The following is a 21622-nucleotide window of genomic DNA, read 5'->3' as shown; positions in this document are numbered from 1 at the left end:
GACTGCGCAGAAGGGTTTTAGCTGAGGTTGAAACCAAGGCATGACTATTATTCTAAAGCTGAAGAAAGCTGCGGAATATATTTATTACACTTTTGGCGTCCTCCAGGGACGGCATTTCACTGAAAATTCTCAGAACAGGTTCGGTTCCCGAAAAACGGCAGATGACCCAACCACCGTCTTTGAAATATATCTTGCAGCCGTCAAGGTATGAAATTTTATCTATAGCCCATGGGAATTCCGGAATCTGTTTTTCCCGGAACAGGAGATTTGACAGATCCAATTTGCGTTCACCGGTCATCAGACAGTCAAATTCATCCATAAAGAAACTTCCGTATTTAGTGTGTATGTCCTTCAAAATTTCATTCAAAGGCTTTCCGATTACACTCATCATTTCAACTAAAAGTGATCCGGCATAAACACCGTCCTTGCCCTGTATGTGCCCCCTGACCGTCAGGCCTCCCGAGGATTCTCCCCCGATAAGGGCATCAGTTTCCATCATTTTGGAGGAAATATGCTTGAAGCCCACCGGCACCTCGTGACACTTTTCTCCAAATGCGGCTGCCATCCGGTCGAGGCAGTGGGTTGTCGCAATGTTTCTTACAACATCTCCCTTCCAGCCTTTGAATTCATGCAGATAAAAATACAGCAGCACCAGGATGTCATTGGGATGTATAAAAGTGCCGCTGGAGTCGATCAGACCAATTCTGTCGGCATCTCCGTCTGTTGCTATGCCCATGTCGTAACCGCCCTGAACAACCAGCTGGGACAGGTGGTACAGCGTCGAACTGTTGGGGGAGGGGAGCCTTCCTCCAAACAGTGTGTCATGCCGGTCATGTATGACATCCACCTGGCAGCGGCAGGTGAGCAGGATTGTCTGGAGGGTGGTTTTACTGACACCGTACATGGGATCAAGCAGGATCTTCAAGTTCTTATTCTTAATTGCTTCGTAATCAATTATTTTAAGTATGCTGTCAATATAACTGTTCTGGGGGTTTATAGCGATTATCAGACCTGAGGCAATTGCTCTGGAATATTCCATGCTGCGGATATCGGCCTTTGATATAAGAGCGATCTGGGCCTCAATATCATTTGTGACTGTTTCTGTGGCATCTCTGCCGCCTGAGGTGAACACTTTTACTCCATTGTATTGTGCCGGATTGTGACTTGCGGTGACAGCCATGCCGTATGCGGCATTTTCCTTCATGACCTCGTACATTATAAGCGGCGTTGGAGCATCATAGTCTATAAGGTTAACTTTAATGCCCTCGGCTGCAAATACGCAGGCCATCCATTTAGAAGCCAGATCCGATAAAAATCTCCGGTCATATCCAATAACCACAGGTAAAGATTGCTTCATATCGCGTTTGATTATTCTTACAAGTGCAAGCGATATGAGCTCGAGATTTTCCCGGGTAAAATCTTCGGCTATTATTGCACGAAAACCGCCTGTTCCAAATTTTATCATAGTAATACCTCCAATTAATCCTTCCGTAAATACCGTTTATGGCTGTATTCTAACACCCGCAGCGCCATTTTTCAAGGAATCGGCAGCAAATCTGAACAACATGCAAGTATTCTCAACAAAAGTTCAGAATCGTCACATTGTATAAAAAAAGCTAAGATGCAATAATATTTTTGTAGATATTCAATAAAAAATCGGGAGGAAGAAAAATGAAAATGAAAAAAATTCTCAGTTCCATGTTAGCTGCAATTATGATCATGGGGGCAGTGGCTGGTTGTGGAAATTCCGGCGGAAGTTCCTCTGAAAGTTCCCAGGCAGCAGCCAGTACTTCTGTAGCTTCAAGCGAGAGCTCAACTGCAAAAGCCGGTGGTTCAAAAACTGTCACAGTTTATTCTCCGCACCCGGCAGATCCTTTAAATGCAGGTATTAAGGAATTCCAGGAAAAGACGGGCATCACGGTGGATCTTGTAGCTGCCGGAACAGGTGAATTACTTAAAAGAATAGAAGCAGAAAGCGGCAATCCCCTGTGTGATGTATTCTGGGGCGGCGGAGCCGATTCACTGGCCGCATACAGCAAATATTTCGACACCTTCAAACCCGCAGATTTAAGCAGTATAGATCCGCAGTATGTAAGCAAGGATAACCTCTGGACAGGTGAATCACCCCTTCCGATGGTAATCATGTATAATAAGAAGCTTGTAAGCGAGGCCGATGTTCCGAAAGGCTGGGCCGACCTGACAAGTGCAAAGCTAAAGGGTAAAATTGCCTGCGCTGATCCTGCAAAGTCCGGATCTTCTTACACCATACTGTGCACTATGCTCACCGCCTTCGGAAAAGACGACGGAAAGGGCTGGGATTTTGTAAAACAGTTTGTTGGCAATCTGGATGGAAAGATTTTGAGTTCCTCCGGCGATGTATATAAAAAAGTGTCCGATGGTGAGTACAGTGTTGGCCTGACTCTTGAGAAGGAAGCCATCAAATATGTTCAAGCCGGTGCCGATGTTGGTATCATTTATCCGTCGGAAGGTACTTCGGCTGTTCCTGATGGAATCGCAATAGTAAAGGGCGGCAAAAACAAGGAAAATGCAGAGATCTTCGTTAATTTCGTCCTTGGAAAGGAATGCCAGACAATGATGTCAAATGACTTCTCCCGAAGGTCGGTTAGAACTGATACGGAAGCTCCCGAAGGCCTTCCTGCAATAAAGGATATAAAATTCGTGGACTATGATTTTAACTGGGCTTCCTCGGAAAAGGTGAATATCCTGGAGAAGTGGAAAGAGATAATAGTGGGATAAACTTCAATATGAAGTAATACGGTTTTTGGATAAATACATTAAATAATCGGAAATCAGTTCGTGCAGGCACCTTTCAGAAGCTGGAAGGCGCCTGTACAATATATAGCTGTCCAGTAGTCTGTAACCTCCGTCTCCGGACAATATACGTTTTAGATGTTACAGAATGCCGGGCTTTGCGAGAAAAGGGGTTGAGTGGATGAGCCACAGTGTTAAGGTTTGTAATGTAGTCAAGAAGTATGGTGATTTTGTTGCAGTAGACAAAATATCCTGTGAAATCCGTGAGGGTGAATTTTTTACCCTGCTTGGTCCGTCAGGCTGCGGAAAGACAACTTTGCTGAGGATGATCGCAGGGTTTAATTCAATTGACGACGGTGAAATTTATTTCGGAGATAAAGTAATTAATCAGATAGAGGCTCATAAAAGGGATATAGGAATGGTATTCCAAAATTATGCCATATTTCCCCACATGACGGTATATGATAATGTGGCATATGGGCTTAAGGCCCGCAAGGTTCCGAAAGACCAGATAGAGGTAAAAGTCATGGAGGCCCTTGATCTGGTTCAAATCAAGAATTTAAAGGACAGGAAGCCGTCCGAGCTGTCGGGGGGACAGCAGCAGCGCGTTGCACTGGCACGTGCCATTGTCATAAAGCCGGGAGTTCTGCTGATGGATGAGCCGCTCTCAAACCTGGATGCAAAGCTCAGAGTCCAGATGAGAACCATAATCAAGAAGCTGCAGAAGGATCTGGGGATAACAACGGTATATGTTACCCATGACCAGGAAGAGGCACTTGCCATATCGGACAGAATAGCCATAATGAAGTCGGGAAAAATCATGCAGCTGGATACGCCGGCCGATATATATAAAAGGCCCCGGAATACATTTGTTGCAGGCTTCATTGGAACTTCCAACTTCCTGGATGTCCAGGTGAGATATGACGATAAAATGAATACGTTTATAAAAGCCGAGGGCGGCCTGGAATATCCTGTAAAATTGAAAAGAAAGCTGGAAACCGCCGTATTGTCAATAAGGCCGGAACAGTTTATCATAAACGGTCCCGATGGCAGGGGCATTCCGGGAGAAATTCAGATGTATACCTTTCTTGGAGATTTTGCAAATTATGAAATCAAGCTTCCGGGCGGCCAGGTGGTGGAGGCCAATGAATACACCAAGGACATTGACTTTGTAAGGGCTATAGGAGACAGGATCAGGCTCGACTTTGACCCTGAAAAAATCAGTCTGTTTGACCAGGAAGGGACGGAGGCTTATCTATGGTAAATGAGCAAAGCATTGCTGGAAAGATAAAAAATCATTTCAACTTCTGGAATATCACAAAATACCTGTTTATAATACTATTGCTGATATTCCTGGTATATCCGCTGTTTGCAATAATATTCAGGAGCTTTTACAACAGTGAAGGCGAATTCACCATGAAGTTTTACAAGACGTTTTTTACCAAGGCATATTATTACCGCACTCTGATAAACAGCTTGAAGGTGTCTGTCCTCACAACGGTTTTATCTGTGGTGGTGGGAGTTCCACTTGCCTATATCACCTCGAGGTTCAATGTTTTCGGCAAGAAGCTTATCAACCTCCTTATTATCATGTCGCTGATGTCTCCGCCTTTTATAGGAGCTTACTCCTGGATAATGCTGCTGGGAAGGAACGGCTTCATAACAAATCTGTTTGAAAAGATAGGGATTACCATGCCCCCGATATACGGCTTTGGAGGGATCATCATGGTATTTACCCTCAAATTGTTCCCTTACGTTTATTTGTATGTTTCAGGGGCAATGTCCAGTATCGACCGTTCCCTGGAAGAGGCGGCCGAGAATCTGGGGTCCAGCAAACTGAGAAGGGTATTTACTGTTACAATACCGGTAATCATGCCAACACTGGCTGCAGGAGCCATAATGGTATTCATGTCCTCACTGGCCGACTTTGGTACACCCATGCTTATCGGGGAAGGTTATAAGGTGCTTCCGGTTCTGGTATATGAGGAATATATGAGCGAAATGGGCGGCAATGCCAACATGGCGGGAGCCCTCAGCGTTGTAATCGTATTTTGCTCCACTGCAGTGCTTCTGATCCAGAAGTACGTCATATCCAGGAAGAATTACGTAATGACTGCCATGAGGCCTCCCATAATTGAAAAATTATCCATGGCAAAGCGAATTCTGTTAACTGCAATATGCATGTTTGTGGCGTTTGTTGCTTTTCTGCCCCAGATAGTTGTTGTCATCACCTCTTTTGTAAAAACAAGCGGCCCCATATTTGTAAAAGGCTTTAGTTTAGAGAGCTATGAAAAGATATTCTATAAGTTATCAAAAAACATAACAAATACTTTCACATTCTCAATTATTGCCATCGTAATAATAATAATAGCGGGCATGCTGCTGTCATACCTGATTGTAAAGAGAAAAAGCAAGATCAACAGCTTTCTCGACCTGCTCATAATGTTCCCATATGTTATTCCGGGTGCCGTGTTAGGTATATGCATGCTGGTAGCCTTCAACAAGCCGCCGATCATATTGTCCGGGTCGGCTGCCATTCTGATAATAGCCTACGTTATCAGAAAAATGCCGTATACCATCAGGTCCAGTAGTGCGCTTTTGTACCAGATTGAGCCAAGTATAGAGGAAGCCTCCATCAATCTGGGGGTTTCGCCCATGAAGACCTTTTTCAAGATCACTGCCCGCATGATGGCACCGGGAGTTTTGTCAGGTGCAATTTTGAGCTGGATAACCACAATAAATGAGCTGAGTTCGAGTATAATGCTGTATAGCGGTAAGACAGCCACAATTTCGGTCGCAATATACACCGAAGTTGTACGTTCCAGCTTCGGTACTGCGGCGGCATTGGCTTCCATTTTGACAATTACCACCATTCTGTCCCTTTTATTGTTTAACTGGGTAAGTAAAGGAAAAGTTTCCGTAATTTAATATACACAAATTATGTTAACTTTGTTGTAATCATTTGTTATAATAAAGCTAAAATTCAAGACGTTGGACGGATGGTGCCGAATGCGTTCTGATAAAAAAGTCAGATTGAGTTTTATTAAAAAACTATTCATTTGCTTTACAATTATGAGCTTTATACCGGTCCTGGTGCTGGGGACACTCACGTACACCATTTCCTCCAGGGAATCCATGAGGAATCTTGAGAATCAGGCCTCGGAGACTGTGGACCAGGCATTGAACAGTCTGGGCAGAACACTGGATGAGTATAAGTCTGCCATATCTTATTTCTGCAAGGATGAGGAAATTATCAGCATGCTTGATGCCGGACGTGTTACCGAAAAAAGCCGTACATCCATTTATCAGAAAATGTATATCATGCTTGCGGGAAAACCAACGTCGGTAGCAATGCACCTGATAAAGGCTGATGGAAGCTTCAGCGTTTCAACATCTCAAATACCCGAGGTATATGAAATAAAAAATCACGAGGATTGGGGCGTGTTCAGGAAACTTAATTCAAATGACGAATCCATGGAGTACTCCAACAGATATACCGCAAAAAACGGTATCAGATACTGTATGGCAGTTGCCCATAACATTAAAAAGGACAATGTTGTGTTGGGGTATGTGATCATGGACATACCTGAGGAAGCTTTCAAAGCCGCGCTTGGTGCCGTAAATCCTGCAATTCCCATGAAATATGCCATTGCAGACAAAAACTATTACATTTTATATGATGAAACTTTTGGTTACAGGCCGGGAAGCTTTCTGGACAACAATATCCGGGATAAAATATTTCAAATGCAGTCCGGGAAAAAGATTTATCTTGATGAACCATACAGGCTGCTGAGTTACAGTGAAACAAAAGACGATTATCAGCTAAGGATCATATCCTCTGTTCCGGTTGAAATGGTGGTTATCAACAGCAATTATATTACAGTTACTACTTTAGCGGTGGCAATAGGTGCTATTTTGATGTGCCTTATTTTATCCCCTCTTATAATCCGGGGACTGACCAAACCCCTCAGTACCATAATTCATACAATGAACAGGGTTAGAACCGGGGATACTGCGGCTAGAGTCACCGTTAAAAATAATGATGAATTCGGATATATAGGAAAAAATCTGAATACCATGCTGGATAATCTGAATGAGCTCTATCAGAAGGATCTGGAAAAGCAGAACAGGCTTCGCCTTGCTGAGCTGAAAGCACTGCATTCACAGATAAACCCTCATTTTCTCTATAATACGCTTGATTCCATAAAGTGGCTGGCAAAGCTAAGCGGAATTAATGATATTGTCGTTATGGTTTCCCAGCTTGGCAGGCTTTTGAAAAGCAGCATCAACAATCAGAGGGATATAGTACAGATATCGGAGGAGATCTCGCTTATCGGAAGCTATATTTCAATACAGAAAGTCCGTTACAGCAATAAATTCGAAGTGGATATGGAAGTTGACCCGGATATAATGAGCTGTGAAGTGCCAAAGCTCATTATACAGCCCATTGTTGAAAATGCAATCATACATGGTATCGAAGATAAAATAGGTAAAGCACATCTTAAAATCAGGGGTTGGAAGGATAATGACAGAATTATCTTTGAGATTACGGATGACGGTGTGGGTATGAGTTTGGACGACCTGGAGGGCATCAGGAAAAAGGTCCAGGCCGAGGACATGGGAAAGAGCAGTATCGGACTTGCAAACGTGGATAAGAGGATAAAATTATACTATGGTGAACAGTACGGACTTGCAATAAGCAGTGAAGCAAATGTAGGTACCATAATGAGAGTGGTCATGCCGTTTTTCGAAATACAGCAGGAAAAAACGGAAGGTGAGTCTGAAGATCATGATAAGAATCGTTGTAGTTGAAGATGAAATTCTGGTGAAAAAAGGTCTGATACTGACGACAGACTGGCAGAAGTACGGCTGTGAAGTAGTAGGTGAGGCATCCAACGGTCTTGAAGGCGTTCAGCTTATTGACAGGGTGAAACCCGATATTGTGATCACGGATATAAGGATGCCGGGACTGGATGGTATTAAAATGATAGAAAGTCTCAAGGAGAACGGGGTGAGTCCCGAATTCATCATCATCACAGGCTACGGTGAATTTGAGTATGCCAGAAAAGCTCTGAAGCTGGGAGTGCGGGATTTTCTTGTAAAGCCCATTGACGATGATGATCTGGATAATGCCCTGACAAATACCTGTCAGGCTGTACTGGATAAACAGAGGATTGAAAAAATCCGGGATAAGCTTGATAATATCGGTGAGAGCCGTGTAATGCTCTTCAAGGAATACATTGTGGACCAGGTGTCGGAGGATGATTATGTTGGAAGGGCTGTCAAATATATAAGTCTGAATTACAGCATGGATATCACTGTAAAAACCGTGGCCGATAACCTTTTTATAAGTGAGAGCTACTTGAGCAGGCTGTTCAAGCTAAAAGTAGGTCAGACCTTCGGAGATTACCTGACGTATTACAGAATAAAAAAGGCATGTGAGTATCTGCGTGAACCTGACGGTAAAATATACGAAATAGCAGAAAAAATAGGATACAGGGATCAGCGGTATTTCAGCCTGATATTTAAAAAGCTGGTGGGAGTGACACCTAAGGAATTTCGTGATAAATTGAATAGTAGGCTTTGATGATTTTGGGCAATTTATTTTGCACATTGGGCTCATGGAGGTTAATTGATGATAAGAAATATTATTTTTGATATGGGAAATGTACTGCTGGCATACACGCCGGATAAATATATCGCAACCCTGACAGAAGATGCCGAGGCTGCGGAGGCATTGCTCCGGGAGCTCTTCCGCAGCAGTGAGTGGCTGGAGCTGGATGCAGGGAGCATAACCGAAGAAAGTGCGGTAGAGAGTGTCAGCCTGAGAATTCCTCAATATGGCGGGCTGGTCAGGAAGGCCATGGACAACTGGCATTCCGATCTGACGCCAATAGAAGGCATGGCAGAGCTGGTGGAAAAGTTAAAAAGTAAGAATTATAATATATATTTGCTTTCCAATACAAGTATGAAGTTTTTCAGTTATATGGATAAAGTTGAAATGTTCAGACACTTCGATGGGTTTATAATATCGGCCAAGGAAAAGTTGGTAAAACCCGACAGAAAAATCTTCGAATGTATTTGTTCAAGATTCGGATTAACTGCCGGAGAATGTCTGTTTATAGATGATTTACAACCCAATATCGACGGTGCTCAAAGTGCAGGACTCAATGCCCACCTGTTCCAGGGAGCCGAGGAGCTGACGCAATTTTTGAAGAATAGTAATATTTTATAATTAGATTAACTTTATGTGCTAGTTATTCTATATTTGCTTTACCTGCGTAAATTTTATATAACTGGTAACTTCCGTACTAACTTCATGAAATAGGACGCACCAAAAACAATTACGAAAATTGTATCGCCTCATTATAAAGCGGTTTTGCCGTCGCTCAAACTTGACATCCTGTCTCGGCAAAACCGCTGTACCTTCGCCGACAATTTATCGCAATTGTTTTTAACCGTGCATCCTATTTCATGAAGTTGTCCTCGCGTTACCAGTTGATTCTAATTAAATCTATCTGTAAAGCAAAACATATTTCAATTAGCACAACATGTTAAATTAACCGTCATGCTGTTAAAACGGCCTCTCAACTTCGCAGTTAGTACGGAAGTACAGGTATATTAGGAGTGATTTTATACTGAAAAAGTTGATCAACTAACCCGCACAACAGGTTAATTTGTATGCAATAAGACTATTCAAAAAAATAGTCTTATTTTTTTATACCCCTCATATACTTTAATGTTAAGGCATATCACGGCCTTATAATATTAAAGCAAAGGAGAATCCTTGTCATGGGCAATAATTATCAGAGACAGTTTTATATATTTCAGAACATGGATAATAATCTGGGCAATCCGACGGGCTATATAAAGGTTGAGATAAATGATCCGACTGCAAAGCTGCAAATATCACTTGGGAACCTGACAAACAGACCGGGAATGGCATACCGGCTGTATGGCATAAGCAGGAAGGAAAATGAGCTGCAATATGCTGAAATATGTGATATCGGAAATAACAACGGCAGAGCGGACCATAAGTTTAGTCTGGAAAACAGCAATATAGGAGGAAGTAATCTTTGCTTTGATGATATTAATGTATTTGCAGTAATAGCAGAAATTCCCGACAACAATTCGGTTGTTTGCCCGCTGGTTGCATATAGAAACGGTCAAGTACCGTGGAAGCAGGAGTTCGAGTCCGCTCTGAGAAAACCCGCACCTCCGGTAATTGTGGAGGCAGTGGTTGAGAAGATGAACGAAAGAATCGATGTGCAGAGGACCATAGAGGAAGATGCTGTGCCGCCTGACATTCCGGCAGATGGAGATAGGGGCAATATTCCGGAAGAAATAAGCAGCTTTGAAGAGGAAAGACAGAATAGAGTAACCGAAGAGGGCTTTGAAGAGGAAGGGCAGAACATAAACATAATAACTGAAGAGGGCCTTGAAAGGGAAGAGCTTGAGGAGGAAACCGTAGGTCAGCTGTCCGATCTGATAGAGGTTTCGGTTAATAATGAAGATGAACATTCTCGTACTGCCGTGAAACCGGAGCCGGAGAACGTAGAAGATAAAAGCCGCGATGATATGTCAAGCAAATTTGAAGCAACCCTGACCAGCATATACAATCACGAAAAGGTGAATGATGCAGTAAGTGCGGAAAGTGATATAATAAGTGCCGCCGAAAAAAATTTCAGAGACATCTCCTCAATAAATACAGAAGGGGACAGGGTGAGGAAAGAGCTTGATATTGACCTTCTGAAAGAGGAGCTGGACAAAAGCTTTGAGATATGCAACCCTTTCAACACCAGGAGCAAGAGGTTCAAATGGTGGAAAATCAATAGTCCCGGATACCTTAATAATATACTTTTCAGAAATAATGTAAAAACATATCTTTTATTTAATCCAAAGGTTATGCTGGCACATTATAAGTACAGGTACATTGTTTTCGGCATCCGGTATGATAAATATTCGGGAAGAGAGCGCTTTGTATGCGGTGTTCCCGGAGTATACAGCATTGATGAGAACCCCTTCGGAAACCTGGGAAGCTGGGCCCAGCTGGAAGGCTATAGGCCAAAATACGGTGCCTTCGGGTATTGGATCATTCTTATAGATCCGAGAACAGGAAAGTTAATCAAAATTAAGTAGATAATTGTCGTTTCATAGCGTTGCAAAATGGTATATAATAGAATTATAAGCCTAATATTGTAATGTATTGGAGGGATAAAAATGGCGGCAATACAATGGAGAGACAGCTATATGATTGGCATCAAGGAGATAGACGATCAGCATAAACAGCTATTCGATGCGGTTGACAAACTTTTTGCAGCATGCAGTCAGGGAAAAGGCAAGGAAGAAGTGGGAAATACACTTAAGTTTTTAGAGGAATATACCAAGGTTCATTTTACCGATGAACAGCAGCTGCACATAAAATTCAATTATCCTGAAAGGCTCAACCATAGGAATGTACATGATAATTTTTTAAAAAATTTTGAAAAATTGAAACAGGAATTCGACGAAAAAGGTGCAGGTGTTCTTTTTGTTTCTACTGTTAACAAATTATTTGTGGACTGGCTGATCAAGCATATCGGAAGCATGGACAAGGCCTTTGCCACCTACGTAAAAGAGCAGCAGAAATAAATTATTTGCCGAAATATAGAATAATATAGTATAATTGAGGTAAATTGAGGAAGGCTTGTATAAGCCGTTCCACAGCGAGATTGAAGGAGCTGATCACCTTGACCTCAAAAAATAAGGTTGTTATCCGTATAGCCGGCAAAGATTATACGCTGGTAGGTATGGAGTCAGACGAATATATTCAGAAGGTCGGACTGTATATCGACAAAAAAATGAATGAAATATTGATGCGCAACAATAGGCTCAGTACCTCGCTTGCAGCTGTTCTCACCGCAATAAACGTGGCCGACGATTTTTTCAAATCCCGTGAAGCGGAGGTTAATGTCAGGAAGGAAAAAGAAGCTGTAAATGAAGAACTTGAGAAACTCAGGAATGAAATCATGCAATTGAAGGAAGAAAACGGCAGCCTGGCTGCAAAAAATACCAGCCTTCAATTGGAACTTGCCAAAAGGGAAGCAGAGCTTGGCGAAGTCAGAAATTCAATGGATAAGGGAAGCAGAACACTTATTCAAAAAACTTTGAGTGGATATGATATGTAGTTGTTCATAGCTGACACAGCCGGAGGAAAAATACCCTCCGGCTTTTTTGTTACAAAGGACAGGTTTGACTTTTAAAAATCCGCATTATATAGTTAGAATTGATGGGAAATACAAAAACATATACGAATACGAAGGGTCCATATGAAAGTAATTTTTATATTTATAGATGGAATAGGTACCGGAAATAAAAACAGGGATACAAACCCAATATATGCCGCGCACACACAGGTTTTGTCAAATATGATCGACAACGCCCGGTTTACAGCCGACGCATCCATGGGAGTGCCGGGTCTGCCTCAGAGTGCTACCGGACAAACTGCCATTTTTACCGGCATCAATGCGCCGGCAGTACTGAACAGGCACCTCAGCGGACAGCCTACCGTCACACTGAAGAAGCTTATTCAGGATATTAATATCTTCGGACAACTGATGAAAATGGGGTTGACGGTTACCAATGCAAATGTCTACCGGGATGAATATCTTGCCAACATGCTGGAGGTCAAGGACAGGCGGAACAGGCCATCTGTGACTTCCGTCATGGGAATGGCCGAAAATATCAAGTTCCGCAATGTAAAAGATTTTATGGAGAATAACGGAGTATATCATGATATAACCGGTGATATATTAAAAGAGTCGGGATATGAAGTGGATGTGATATCGCCGGAGGAGGCAGCTCAAAACCTTTACAGGTTAAGCCGCCAATTTGACTTTACCTTGTACGAGCATTTTATAACTGATTATGCGGGTCATAAATTTGAAATGGACAGGGCAACCGAAGTGGTAGTCAACCTGGACCGATTTCTGGGCAAATTGGTTGATATGCTGGACTTTGAACAGGAGGACGTACTTATAATCACCAGTGATCACGGAAATCTTGAGGATATATCGGTCCGGACACATACCATGAACAGGGTTCCGGTAATTGTAAAGGGAAAGAAGGCTGAGCAGGTGGAGAAGGAAATAAACTCCTTGGTTGACATAATGCCTTTTGTCATAGAACTATTCAGGAGGGAATTAGACGGCAATGACAAAGAAAATTGAGCTTTTGGCACCTGCAGGCAATTATGCTGCATTCCTTGCTGCGGTTGAAAATGGCGCGGATGCGGTTTATATGGGCGGAAAGCTGTTGAATGCAAGACAGTTTGCAGGAAACTTTGAGGATGAAGAACTGCAAAAGGCAATAGATTATGCACATGTCAGGGGTGTGCGCATACTTCTGACCCTAAATACACTGGTGCTGGACAGCGAAATGCAGGAGGCTGTGGAATATGCGGCCAGGGCATATGAAATGGGTGCGGATGCTTTTATAATACAGGATGCGGGACTTGCGGCAAATTTAAAAAAAGCCGTTTCCGGTATTCCGATCCATGCAAGCACCCAGATGACTGTTTATAACCTGGAGGGCGTAAGGGCTCTCGAAAAAGCTGGCTTTGAAAGAGTGGTGCTTGCCAGGGAGCTTGGAATTGGTGAAATCAGAGAAATTTGCCGCAATACCGGGCTTGAAATAGAAATATTCGTACATGGCGCACTCTGTATCAGCTACTCCGGCCAGTGTCTGATGAGCAGCATGATCGGCGGCAGGAGCGGAAACAGGGGGAAATGCGCCCAACCCTGCAGAATGTATTATTCATTGGCCAGGGATGGAAAAAACCTTAAAAGCAGCTATTTGCTCAGCCCAAAGGATATCTGCTATATAGACCATCTGGCAGAACTGGTTGACGCAGGTGTGGCCTCCTTTAAAATAGAGGGCAGGATGAAAAGCCCCGAATACGTTGCCACCGTGGTGGGCATCTACCGGAAATATCTGGACCTGCTCCGGCAGGAGCAGAGAAAGCTCCCGGGTGAAACGCCGGTTGGAGCAAATCAAAAGCAGATATCGGGTCCCGGGGTTTCGGAGCAGGACAGGCATCAGCTCCTGCAGAGCTTTAACAGAGGGGGCTTTTCAAAGGGTTACCTGCTGGGCAAGACCGGGCCTGATATGATGGCCTACCATAAGCCTAAAAACTGGGGAACCTATTTAGGCACGGCGCTTGCCCGGGACAGAAGCACCAACTCTGTAAAGATCAGGCTGGAAAATACATTGGGCAATGGAGACGGCATAGAGATATGGTCGGGGAAAGTCTGCGAGGAAAGTCCCGGCGGCATTATCACAAAGATAGTCCTGGATGGGGGCAAACAGGTCAAGCGCGCCAACTCCGGCGATACGGTCTGGGTCTCGGTTATCAGGGGAAATATAGAAAAGGGGAGCAGGGTTTACAAGACTTCGGATAAGGAAATGCTGGAGCAGGCAGCAGCTTCCTTTGCAAAGCCCTCCAGAAAAGCAGATATTAAAGCAGCCTTTAAAATGAAGGCCGGGAAACTGCCGGAATTAATCCTGGAGGATTTCAACGGCAATATTGTTTCTGCGAGGGGTGACAGCCTTCCCGAAAAAGCTGTCAACAGGCCTCTCACCGGGGACAGGATTTCAGAACAGCTAAAAAAAATGGGTTCAACACCCTTTAATGTGGTTGAATTAAAAATAGAAATGGACAACGATATTGTGATATCTATAAGTGAATTGAACAATATCAGGAGAAGAGCGGCCGAGCTTTTGGAAAATAAGCGCGTATTGGCAGGAAAGCCGAAACACGGACTGCAAAATAATCCGACATATTTCCCGGGAAATATGCATAATTACCATGAAAAAATGCCGGTTGATACTGCAGACCTGTCATATAATCTTAAAAGGCCAAAAATTTCTGCCATGTTCTATCATGTAAACAGGGATATGGAACTGGACCGGGTCAATGCAGACAGATTGTATATTCCTTTAAAAGATATTTTGGACCGGGACACCGGTGAGCAGATAACAAAAGTCAGAAGCAAGGGAAAAGAAGTGTACGCATATATTCCGGCAGTGATCAGGGGAAAGCAGACAGAGCTTCTCATTAAAAACGCCCGAACCGTCAGGGAAAAAACCGATGGATTTCTGGCGGGAAATATAGGCGTTGGGGAGCTGCTGAGGGATGTGCTGGGTGAGAATGTGAAATTAATGGGTGATTATACTCTCAATGTGCTAAACAGTTCAACTCTGGATTTCTTTAAGGAAGCAGGCTATAAAGGGGCTGCCTTATCCTACGAGCTGAATTTGACCCAGCTGGCATCCATTGCCTGCCCGGGGGATTTTGAAGCCGAAATTGGAGTTTACGGGAGAATACCGGTTATGACCAGCGAGTACTGCCCGGTGGGAGGAAGTGTGGGAAATGCCGCGCCTCACAGGTGCGGAACGGAGTGTAAAAACGGAGTTTTTCACTTAAAGGACAGAAAGAATGCGGCATTCCTTGTCAGGTGCGACTGCCTGGATTGCAGAAGCACCATATTCAACTCGGATATATTGTTTGCGCCCGATCTGCTGGACGATATATGTAAAACAGGGGCGGCTTATCTGAGGATGAGCTTTGTTGACGAAACAAGTCAGGAAGTTTATGATATTGTTAATTTACACAGAGATATGATAGAAGGCGGAAGAAACACACCTTCCGCCCAAAGAACAATGGAAATAATCAGAAACAGGGGTATAACAAAAGGTCACCTGCAGAGAGGTGTTTAGTAGTTATTAAGGATACTGGGCTGAGTTTATACCCGGAAATGGAGGAATAGGTGGTTGAGGTTTTTGTAGAGGTGTGCAGGGAGGATGCAATACTGCCGGTATATGCGAATCCGGGTGATGCGGGGATGGATGTATTTGCAGCCGAAGAGGTGATTATAGCCCCGGGAGAGACAGTCATAGTACCCACCGGTTTAAAGCTTGCAATACCGGAGGGCTATGAAATACAGGTGAGGCCCAGGAGCGGGCTGTCCCTGAAAACTCCCATCAGGATTCCCAATTCCCCCGGTACCATTGACAGCGGTTACAGAGATGAATTGGGGATAATTGTAAGCAATAATTCCGACAGGAATGTGTGTGAACCCGGCCGGACACCTTTTACACTGGAGGAGAAGGGCAACAGGCAGGGAACGTATATTGTAAGAAAGGGTGACAGGATCGCCCAGATAGTATTGCAGGCGGTACCAAAAATGGTATTTACAAAAGTCCTGTCGGTAAAGGCTGTGGGAAATGACAGGGGAGGCGGCTTTGGCTCGACCGGAGTAAAATAGGGGGAATCCGCTCTGATAAAACAAAGGGACAAATATAAAAAATTTATTTTTACTGACATTTCCAAAGAGAAAAAGGATGACTTTCCTGTAATAATAGGTGAAACCTACGGTATTGATAAGAACAGCTGCATGCTTCACTACCATGACTGTATCGAAATATGCTATATAAAGCAGGGGACCGGAACTTACCTGATAGATGGAAATGAATATTCTTTCGCAGCCGGTGATATTTTTGTCATCGGCAGCAATGAAATACACCTGGCCTATAATGACAGAGATGTCATAATGCTTGTAGTCCTTTTTATGCCCGCATTACTTTATAACGGAGCAGGGTACTCTTTTGAGATGGATTATATCAACACCTTCCAGGAGGCCAGGAGGATGCTGTTTCACAGGATATCGCCCTCTTTTAGCCATTATGAAGCTATTCTTGACGCTCTTGTGGAGATAATGCATGAAAATACCGGTAAAACCCCCGGATATGAGTTAATGGTTAAAGCAGCTCTCTTAAAAATGACTGTAAATATTAAGAGGTGCTTTAATATTGAGTTAAAAAGTGGTTTACATAATAATATGAAGAATTACGACTTTTTTATTCCGGTATTTGAGTATATTAAGGAAAATTATTCAGGAAAGATTAAAATAGAGGAGCTGGCCAGGCTTGTCAATATGAGCTCATCAAATTTCAACCTGGTTTTTAAAAAGTCAACCGGTTCAACCCCTACTGAATATATAAATAAATTCAGGATAGTAAAAGCATCTCAAATGCTGCTGGAAACAGACGGAAAAATTATAGATATTGCTGCAGAGGCTGGTTTCTTGAGCCTGCCGCATTTTATAAGCTGCTTTAAAAAATACACCGGAAAACTTCCGAAGGATTTCAGGAGCATAAGAGAATATATAAATTAGTTTGTAATATATATAAAGATGTAAAAGATGTGCTGCCGTATAATTTTTATACGGCAGCAATTTTTTTGAAAAGCAATTATAAGAAGTAATTAATAATAAGCAATTATGAGGAGTGATTATATGGAAAAAAATTTGACGGTTACATCCCAGTCCCATAATGAAGTGACAGTTTTCGCAGCAGAGGAATTAAAAAGATACCTGGAGTTGATGCAAAACAACCGGTGCAATATGGAGCCAAAGGCAGCCGGAGGTCTTGAAAAAGCGCACCTGATAAAGCTTGGAGTATTCGGGGATTTTGACTTAAAGCCCATAAACGGCACTACAACAGCATTTGATGACGAGATTTTCATTGATATTGACAACGGTGAGGGCATTATCGCAGGAGCAAATCCCAGGAGTGTACTGCTGGGAGTCTACAGATTTCTTACAGAGGCAGGCTGTAGATGGGTCAGGCCCGGAGCCGGGGGAGAAATCATTCCTGGGCGGTGTATTGAGGATATTTCAGTAAGGCTGCAGGAAAGGCCGTCATACAGGCACCGCGGCATATGTATAGAAGGGGCGGTCAGCCTGGAAAACGTCACTGATACTGTAGACTGGCTGCCCAAAGTGGGATTGAACAGTTATTTTATCCAGTTCAGGGAGGCATATACTTTTTTTGAGAGGTGGTATAACCATTCCGATAATCCTGAAAAGCAGGGTGAGAAATTTACCATTGAAAAAGCAAGGGAACTTACAAAAGCACTGGAGTCAGAGATCGGAAAAAGAGGCCTGATTTACCATGGAGTGGGGCATGGCTGGACCTGTGAACCCCTGGGTATCCCCGGCGTAAGCTGGGAAAAGATCCAGGAGGGTTTCAGCCCTGAGGTCACCAGATATTTCGCAATGGTCAGGGGTGAAAGAAAGATGGTTGACGGGATCCCCTTAAACCTGAATCTGTGTTATTCCAATCCGGAAGTCCAGGAAATGATGGTACAGAGTGTGCTGGATTACCTGAAGTCCAATAAAAATGTTGATATCCTCCATTTCTGGCTGGCAGACGGGTACAACAACCAATGCGAGTGTGAAAACTGCAAAAAGCATATACCTTCGGATTTTTATGTGCAGATATTAAATAAACTGGACAGGGTGTTGACTGAAAATAATATTAAAACCAAAATTGTATTCCTGCTGTACTATGATCTCCTGTGGACTCCCGAAGAGTATCATATTGAGAACCCGGACAGATTCATAATGATGTTTGCACCCATAACAAGAACGTATACCCACTCTTTTGCCGGCAGCACCGTAAGTGAAAATACCGCCAGGCATGAAAGAAATGATATTAAGCTGCCCAAAACCATAGGTGAAAATCTTGGGTTCTTAAAAAACTGGAAAAAGGAGTTTAAAGGAGACAGCTTTGATTTTGATTATCATTTCATGTGGGATCACTTTTACGATCCAGGCAGTATATACACAGCTAAAACTGTTTATGAAGATGTACTGAATCTGAAAGAAATAGGCCTGGATGGCCTGATCAGCTGTCAATGCCAGAGAGCGTTCCTTCCCACGGGATTTGGCGTATATATAATGGCCCGGACACTTTGGAATGACAGGCTGGACTTTGATAAAACAGCTGCGGACTATTTTAATAGTGCTTTTGGCGAACAGGGAAGCCAGTGTTTTTCATACCTGCTGACCTTGTCGGAATTATTTACACCACCGTATATGCGGGGAGAGATTCCGGCGGCTGATGAGAAAATTTCAGATAAATACGATTCCATACATAAGGTTTGTGAGGAGTTCGGATTGTTAATAAATCAGAACAGGGAAAAAGGATATCCAAGTCAAAGGCTGTCCTGGCAATATTTAACCTTTCACATGGAAATTTGCAAACGTATGGCTGAACTTTTAAAGTACAGAACGCTTAATAATTTTGAAATGGTTGAGAACGCCTGGAAAGGGCTGAAGAAATATATTTGCAGCATCGAGGACCAGGTACAGCCGGTTTTTGATCTGTACGAATTTATCCAGACTTTTGAGATCATGAACGGTTTTATCCTGAGAGATCCGGAAGAGAGGAAATGACAGATGCAATGGATTAGATTCAGATGTAGTTCAGATGTAGTTCGGTGTAATTCAGGGAGGATGGGATTATGAGAAATTTAAAGATTGCAGTAATTGGTGCAGGAAGTACATATACCCCCGAACTTATCGAGGGATTTATCGTCAGGAGGGAGACCCTTGACGTGGAATCCATTTATCTCATGGATATAGATAAAACGAAAATGGGTATAGTGGGTGCACTGACCGAAAGAATATTAAGGAAAAATTCTATGAAATGCAGGGTTGTTATGACAGACAATCTCGAGGAGGCAATACAGGGGGCTCATTATGTGCTGTCCCAGGTCAGGGTGGGAAAACTGGATGCCAGGATCAGCGATGAAAAGATACCCCTTAAATATGACATGCTGGGACAGGAGACCACGGGGGCAGGCGGCTTTATGAAGGCCATGAGGACCATTCCCGTTATTATGGATATTGTAAAAACCATGGAAAGACTTGCTTCCGACGCATGGCTCATCAACTTTGCAAATCCGTCGGGTCTGGTGGCTGAAGCAGTATTGAACAACAGCGGCATTAAGATGGCCGGATTGTGCAATTGCCCCACCAGCATGATAAAAGATGCCAGAGCCATGGTTTCAGCTGATACGCGGAATTTTGACTACGATTACGTCGGGCTGAATCACCTGAGCTGGATAACAGGAGTATATGCCGAAGGAAACAATATCCTGCCACAGCTTATTGAGAGTGGACTGGAAATAACCACTATGAAAAATATCCAGGAGGCGGAGCTTCAAAAACCGTTGCTGAAAGCCACCGGAGGAATTCCTTCCTCGTACCTTAACTATTATTATTTCAGGGATGCTCAGATAAATCACTGCAAGGAAGCGGAGAAAACCAGGGGCGAGGTGTGCAAGGAGCTTGAAAGGGAGCTGCTTGAGCTGTATGAGGACATTAACCTGGTTGATAAACCGGCACTGCTGGAGCAGAGGGGTGGAGCGTATTATTCCACCGCAGCAGTCTCACTGATCGATGCGCTGGAAAATGACAAAAATGAGTATCATGTTGTAAATGTAAGGAATGAAGGAGCATTGCCCTTTATGGACAATGATGATGTTGTTGAGGTAAAGTGTCTTGTAAACAGAATGGGAATTTTCCCTGTTAAGATGAAGAATTTTAATAACCATATGATTATAGGGTTGATGAAGGCTGTGAAGGCATATGAAAAGCTGGCTGCCAGGGCGGGACTGACAGGGGATTATGATGCAGCACTGTCCGCCTTGCTGGTCCACCCGTTAATAGGTGATTACAACAAGGCAAAACCCATGCTCGATGAGATGCTGGAAGCCAACAGAAAATTTTTGCCGCAGTTCCATAAGCAATAAAAACAGTTGCTAACCTCCTTTACTTGCCACATAGCGATAAAGGATATTAATTACATAACATTTTGTGGCCACAAATGTGGCTCATGGAGGCTAATATGAAGCAATACGTGCTTGGAGTGGATGGAGGCGGTACTAAAACACAATGTGCACTGTATGATATTGAAGGTAACGAAGTTGACTTAATTAATTGGGGCCCGACGAACCATGAGGTATTAAAAGGCGGCTATCAAGGCTTCAAAAGTGAAATGACGCTGATGCTCAACTACCTTGTAAAGCGTAACGGGCTGCAAATCAGTCAGATAGTTAAAAGTGTTTTTGGCATGGCAGGAGTTGATACAAGATGGCAGCATAAGGTCATTTCAGTCATTTTGAAGGAACTTGGCTTCAATGATTTTAAATTGTATAATGACGCCTACCTTGCAATAAAAGCCGGAAGTAAAAACGGGTGGGGAATCGGAGTTGTCAACGGGACAGGGTGCAGTGTGGCCGGTATTGACCGGACGGGAGGCGTTCTCCAGGTGGGAGGTATGGGTGCCATTACGGGAGATCTGGGCGGCGGTGCATACCTGGGAGAAAAGTTTATACAGTCTGTTTACAATTACTATTTCAGGTGCGGGGCAGAGACCTGTATGCTGGATATGATTCCCGAAGAACTGAAGGTGGAGTCAAAATATGATTTCATTGACAACGCTATCCGGAAAATAGAAGAAGGAAGCATAAGTGTACGGGAACTGAACAGAATTATCTTTGATGCTGCCAACAAAGGAGATAACCTGGCCATAAAAATACTTGAGGAGCTTGGCCGGAGTCTGGCAAACTCGGTTAACGGGTGTATCAGGGAACTGAAATTTGATACACCTGGGCTGCAGGTAATACTATCGGGCTCCATTAATACAAAAGCGGCAAATCCCACAATTACCGACACTTTAAAAAAATGTGTGACCTCGGCGAACAGGGATATGGCTATAGAGTTCATCCTCCTGGATAAGCCGCCGGTCGTAGGTGCGGTCATATGGGCTCTGGAGGATATAATAGATAGAAAGCAAATAACCGGACTTTTTATGAAATACTGATCATAGTACGGAAGTCACCAGTTGATATTAAAAATCACACCGGTAAAGCAAATTTAAATTTATTAGTTAACAGCACTCCTTGAAATTTTCATTTATCTGCCTTATTCTCTAATAGTAATATATAATATAGGTAAATCTG

The 21622-nt window shown here is 43.3% G+C and carries 17 protein-coding genes; 16 read left to right on the top strand and 1 reads right to left on the bottom strand.

Annotated features, from left to right (window positions below; translation table 11 throughout):
* Positions 1 to 52 precede the first annotated feature (52 nt).
* Positions 53 to 1465, bottom strand: a complete 1413-nt coding sequence (locus CTER_RS21315; protein ID WP_004629237.1) for a phosphoglucomutase/phosphomannomutase family protein — start codon at positions 1463 to 1465, stop codon at positions 53 to 55.
* Between the two features lie 206 nt (positions 1466 to 1671).
* Between CTER_RS21315 and CTER_RS21310 the strand changes: the two genes are divergently transcribed.
* The 16 genes from CTER_RS21310 to CTER_RS21235 all read left to right on the top strand — a co-directional run bounded on the left by CTER_RS21310 (position 1672) and on the right by CTER_RS21235 (position 21483).
* Positions 1672 to 2757 (top strand): ABC transporter substrate-binding protein, encoded by a 1086-nt coding sequence (locus CTER_RS21310; protein WP_004629021.1) that lies wholly within the window; start codon positions 1672 to 1674, stop codon positions 2755 to 2757.
* Positions 2758 to 2953: 196 nt separating this feature from the next.
* Positions 2954 to 4036 carry an ABC transporter ATP-binding protein gene (locus CTER_RS21305; protein ID WP_004629170.1) on the top strand — a complete coding sequence of 361 codons (1083 nt, stop codon included), beginning with the start codon at positions 2954 to 2956 and terminating at the stop codon, positions 4034 to 4036.
* Positions 4030 to 5700 (top strand): ABC transporter permease, encoded by a 1671-nt coding sequence (locus CTER_RS21300; RefSeq protein ID WP_004629036.1) that lies wholly within the window; start codon positions 4030 to 4032, stop codon positions 5698 to 5700. The genes CTER_RS21305 and CTER_RS21300 overlap by 7 nt, the downstream gene beginning before the upstream one ends.
* A gap of 81 nt (positions 5701 to 5781) precedes the next feature.
* Entirely contained in the window at positions 5782 to 7584 is a 1803-nt protein-coding gene (locus tag CTER_RS21295) for a sensor histidine kinase (protein WP_004629191.1), read from the top strand.
* The gene (locus CTER_RS21290) at positions 7562 to 8359 is read left to right on the top strand and encodes a response regulator transcription factor (RefSeq protein WP_004629162.1); all 798 of its coding nucleotides are present in this window, start codon (positions 7562 to 7564) and stop codon (positions 8357 to 8359) included. The genes CTER_RS21295 and CTER_RS21290 overlap by 23 nt, the downstream gene beginning before the upstream one ends.
* Positions 8360 to 8407: 48 nt before the next feature.
* Positions 8408 to 9007, top strand: coding sequence for an HAD family hydrolase (locus CTER_RS21285; RefSeq protein ID WP_004629024.1), 600 nt, complete (start codon positions 8408 to 8410; stop codon positions 9005 to 9007).
* Positions 9008 to 9564: 557 nt separating this feature from the next.
* Complete coding sequence (locus tag CTER_RS21280; protein WP_004629234.1) at positions 9565 to 10911, top strand: hypothetical protein; 1347 nt, start codon at positions 9565 to 9567, stop codon at positions 10909 to 10911.
* Between the two features lie 81 nt (positions 10912 to 10992).
* Entirely contained in the window at positions 10993 to 11403 is a 411-nt protein-coding gene (locus CTER_RS21275) for a bacteriohemerythrin (RefSeq protein ID WP_004629108.1), read from the top strand.
* Between the two features lie 44 nt (positions 11404 to 11447).
* Complete coding sequence (locus CTER_RS21270) at positions 11448 to 11939, top strand: cell division protein ZapA (protein WP_479725119.1); 492 nt, start codon at positions 11448 to 11450, stop codon at positions 11937 to 11939.
* Between the two features lie 141 nt (positions 11940 to 12080).
* Positions 12081 to 12980 carry an alkaline phosphatase family protein gene (locus CTER_RS21265; RefSeq protein ID WP_004629059.1) on the top strand — a complete coding sequence of 300 codons (900 nt, stop codon included), beginning with the start codon at positions 12081 to 12083 and terminating at the stop codon, positions 12978 to 12980.
* The gene (locus tag CTER_RS21260; RefSeq protein WP_004629084.1) at positions 12964 to 15528 is read left to right on the top strand and encodes a U32 family peptidase; all 2565 of its coding nucleotides are present in this window, start codon (positions 12964 to 12966) and stop codon (positions 15526 to 15528) included. Before CTER_RS21265 ends, CTER_RS21260 begins: the two co-directional genes overlap by 17 nt.
* 50 nt (positions 15529 to 15578) lie before the next feature.
* Positions 15579 to 16076, top strand: coding sequence for a dUTP diphosphatase (gene dut / locus CTER_RS21255; RefSeq protein ID WP_004629100.1), 498 nt, complete (start codon positions 15579 to 15581; stop codon positions 16074 to 16076).
* A gap of 12 nt (positions 16077 to 16088) precedes the next feature.
* Positions 16089 to 16985, top strand: a complete 897-nt coding sequence (locus CTER_RS21250; RefSeq protein WP_341349548.1) for an AraC family transcriptional regulator — start codon at positions 16089 to 16091, stop codon at positions 16983 to 16985.
* 120 nt (positions 16986 to 17105) lie between these two features.
* Positions 17106 to 19049, top strand: a complete 1944-nt coding sequence (locus CTER_RS21245) for a DUF4838 domain-containing protein (protein ID WP_004629050.1) — start codon at positions 17106 to 17108, stop codon at positions 19047 to 19049.
* A gap of 68 nt (positions 19050 to 19117) precedes the next feature.
* Positions 19118 to 20410, top strand: coding sequence for a 6-phospho-beta-glucosidase (locus CTER_RS21240; RefSeq protein WP_004629185.1), 1293 nt, complete (start codon positions 19118 to 19120; stop codon positions 20408 to 20410).
* Positions 20411 to 20505: 95 nt separating this feature from the next.
* Entirely contained in the window at positions 20506 to 21483 is a 978-nt protein-coding gene (locus tag CTER_RS21235; RefSeq protein WP_004629018.1) for an N-acetylglucosamine kinase, read from the top strand.
* Positions 21484 to 21622: the final 139 nt, after the last annotated feature.

Origin of the sequence: Ruminiclostridium cellobioparum subsp. termitidis CT1112, from assembly GCF_000350485.1 — a bacterium.
GTDB classification, from domain to species: Bacteria; Bacillota; Clostridia; order Acetivibrionales; family DSM-1351; genus Ruminiclostridium; species Ruminiclostridium termitidis.
This window is presented reverse-complemented; position numbering and strand designations above follow the sequence as displayed.

Bases quoted from the DNA above. Each gene is read 5' to 3' on its own strand.
- CTER_RS21275 (WP_004629108.1), top strand. From the start codon at position 10,993: ATGGCGGCAATACAATGGAGAGACAGCTATATGATTGGCATCAAGGAG.
- CTER_RS21235 (WP_004629018.1), top strand. From the start codon at position 20,506: ATGAAGCAATACGTGCTTGGAGTGGATGGAGGCGGTACTAAAACACAA.
- CTER_RS21240 (WP_004629185.1), top strand. From the start codon at position 19,118: ATGAGAAATTTAAAGATTGCAGTAATTGGTGCAGGAAGTACATATACC.
- CTER_RS21300 (WP_004629036.1), top strand. From the start codon at position 4,030: ATGGTAAATGAGCAAAGCATTGCTGGAAAGATAAAAAATCATTTCAAC.
- CTER_RS21315 (WP_004629237.1), bottom strand. From the start codon at position 1,465: ATGATAAAATTTGGAACAGGCGGTTTTCGTGCAATAATAGCCGAAGAT.
- CTER_RS21265 (WP_004629059.1), top strand. From the start codon at position 12,081: ATGAAAGTAATTTTTATATTTATAGATGGAATAGGTACCGGAAATAAA.
- CTER_RS21245 (WP_004629050.1), top strand. From the start codon at position 17,106: ATGGAAAAAAATTTGACGGTTACATCCCAGTCCCATAATGAAGTGACA.
- CTER_RS21290 (WP_004629162.1), top strand. From the start codon at position 7,562: ATGATAAGAATCGTTGTAGTTGAAGATGAAATTCTGGTGAAAAAAGGT.
- CTER_RS21305 (WP_004629170.1), top strand. From the start codon at position 2,954: ATGAGCCACAGTGTTAAGGTTTGTAATGTAGTCAAGAAGTATGGTGAT.
- CTER_RS21310 (WP_004629021.1), top strand. From the start codon at position 1,672: ATGAAAATGAAAAAAATTCTCAGTTCCATGTTAGCTGCAATTATGATC.
- CTER_RS21260 (WP_004629084.1), top strand. From the start codon at position 12,964: ATGACAAAGAAAATTGAGCTTTTGGCACCTGCAGGCAATTATGCTGCA.
- CTER_RS21295 (WP_004629191.1), top strand. From the start codon at position 5,782: ATGCGTTCTGATAAAAAAGTCAGATTGAGTTTTATTAAAAAACTATTC.
- CTER_RS21285 (WP_004629024.1), top strand. From the start codon at position 8,408: ATGATAAGAAATATTATTTTTGATATGGGAAATGTACTGCTGGCATAC.
- CTER_RS21280 (WP_004629234.1), top strand. From the start codon at position 9,565: ATGGGCAATAATTATCAGAGACAGTTTTATATATTTCAGAACATGGAT.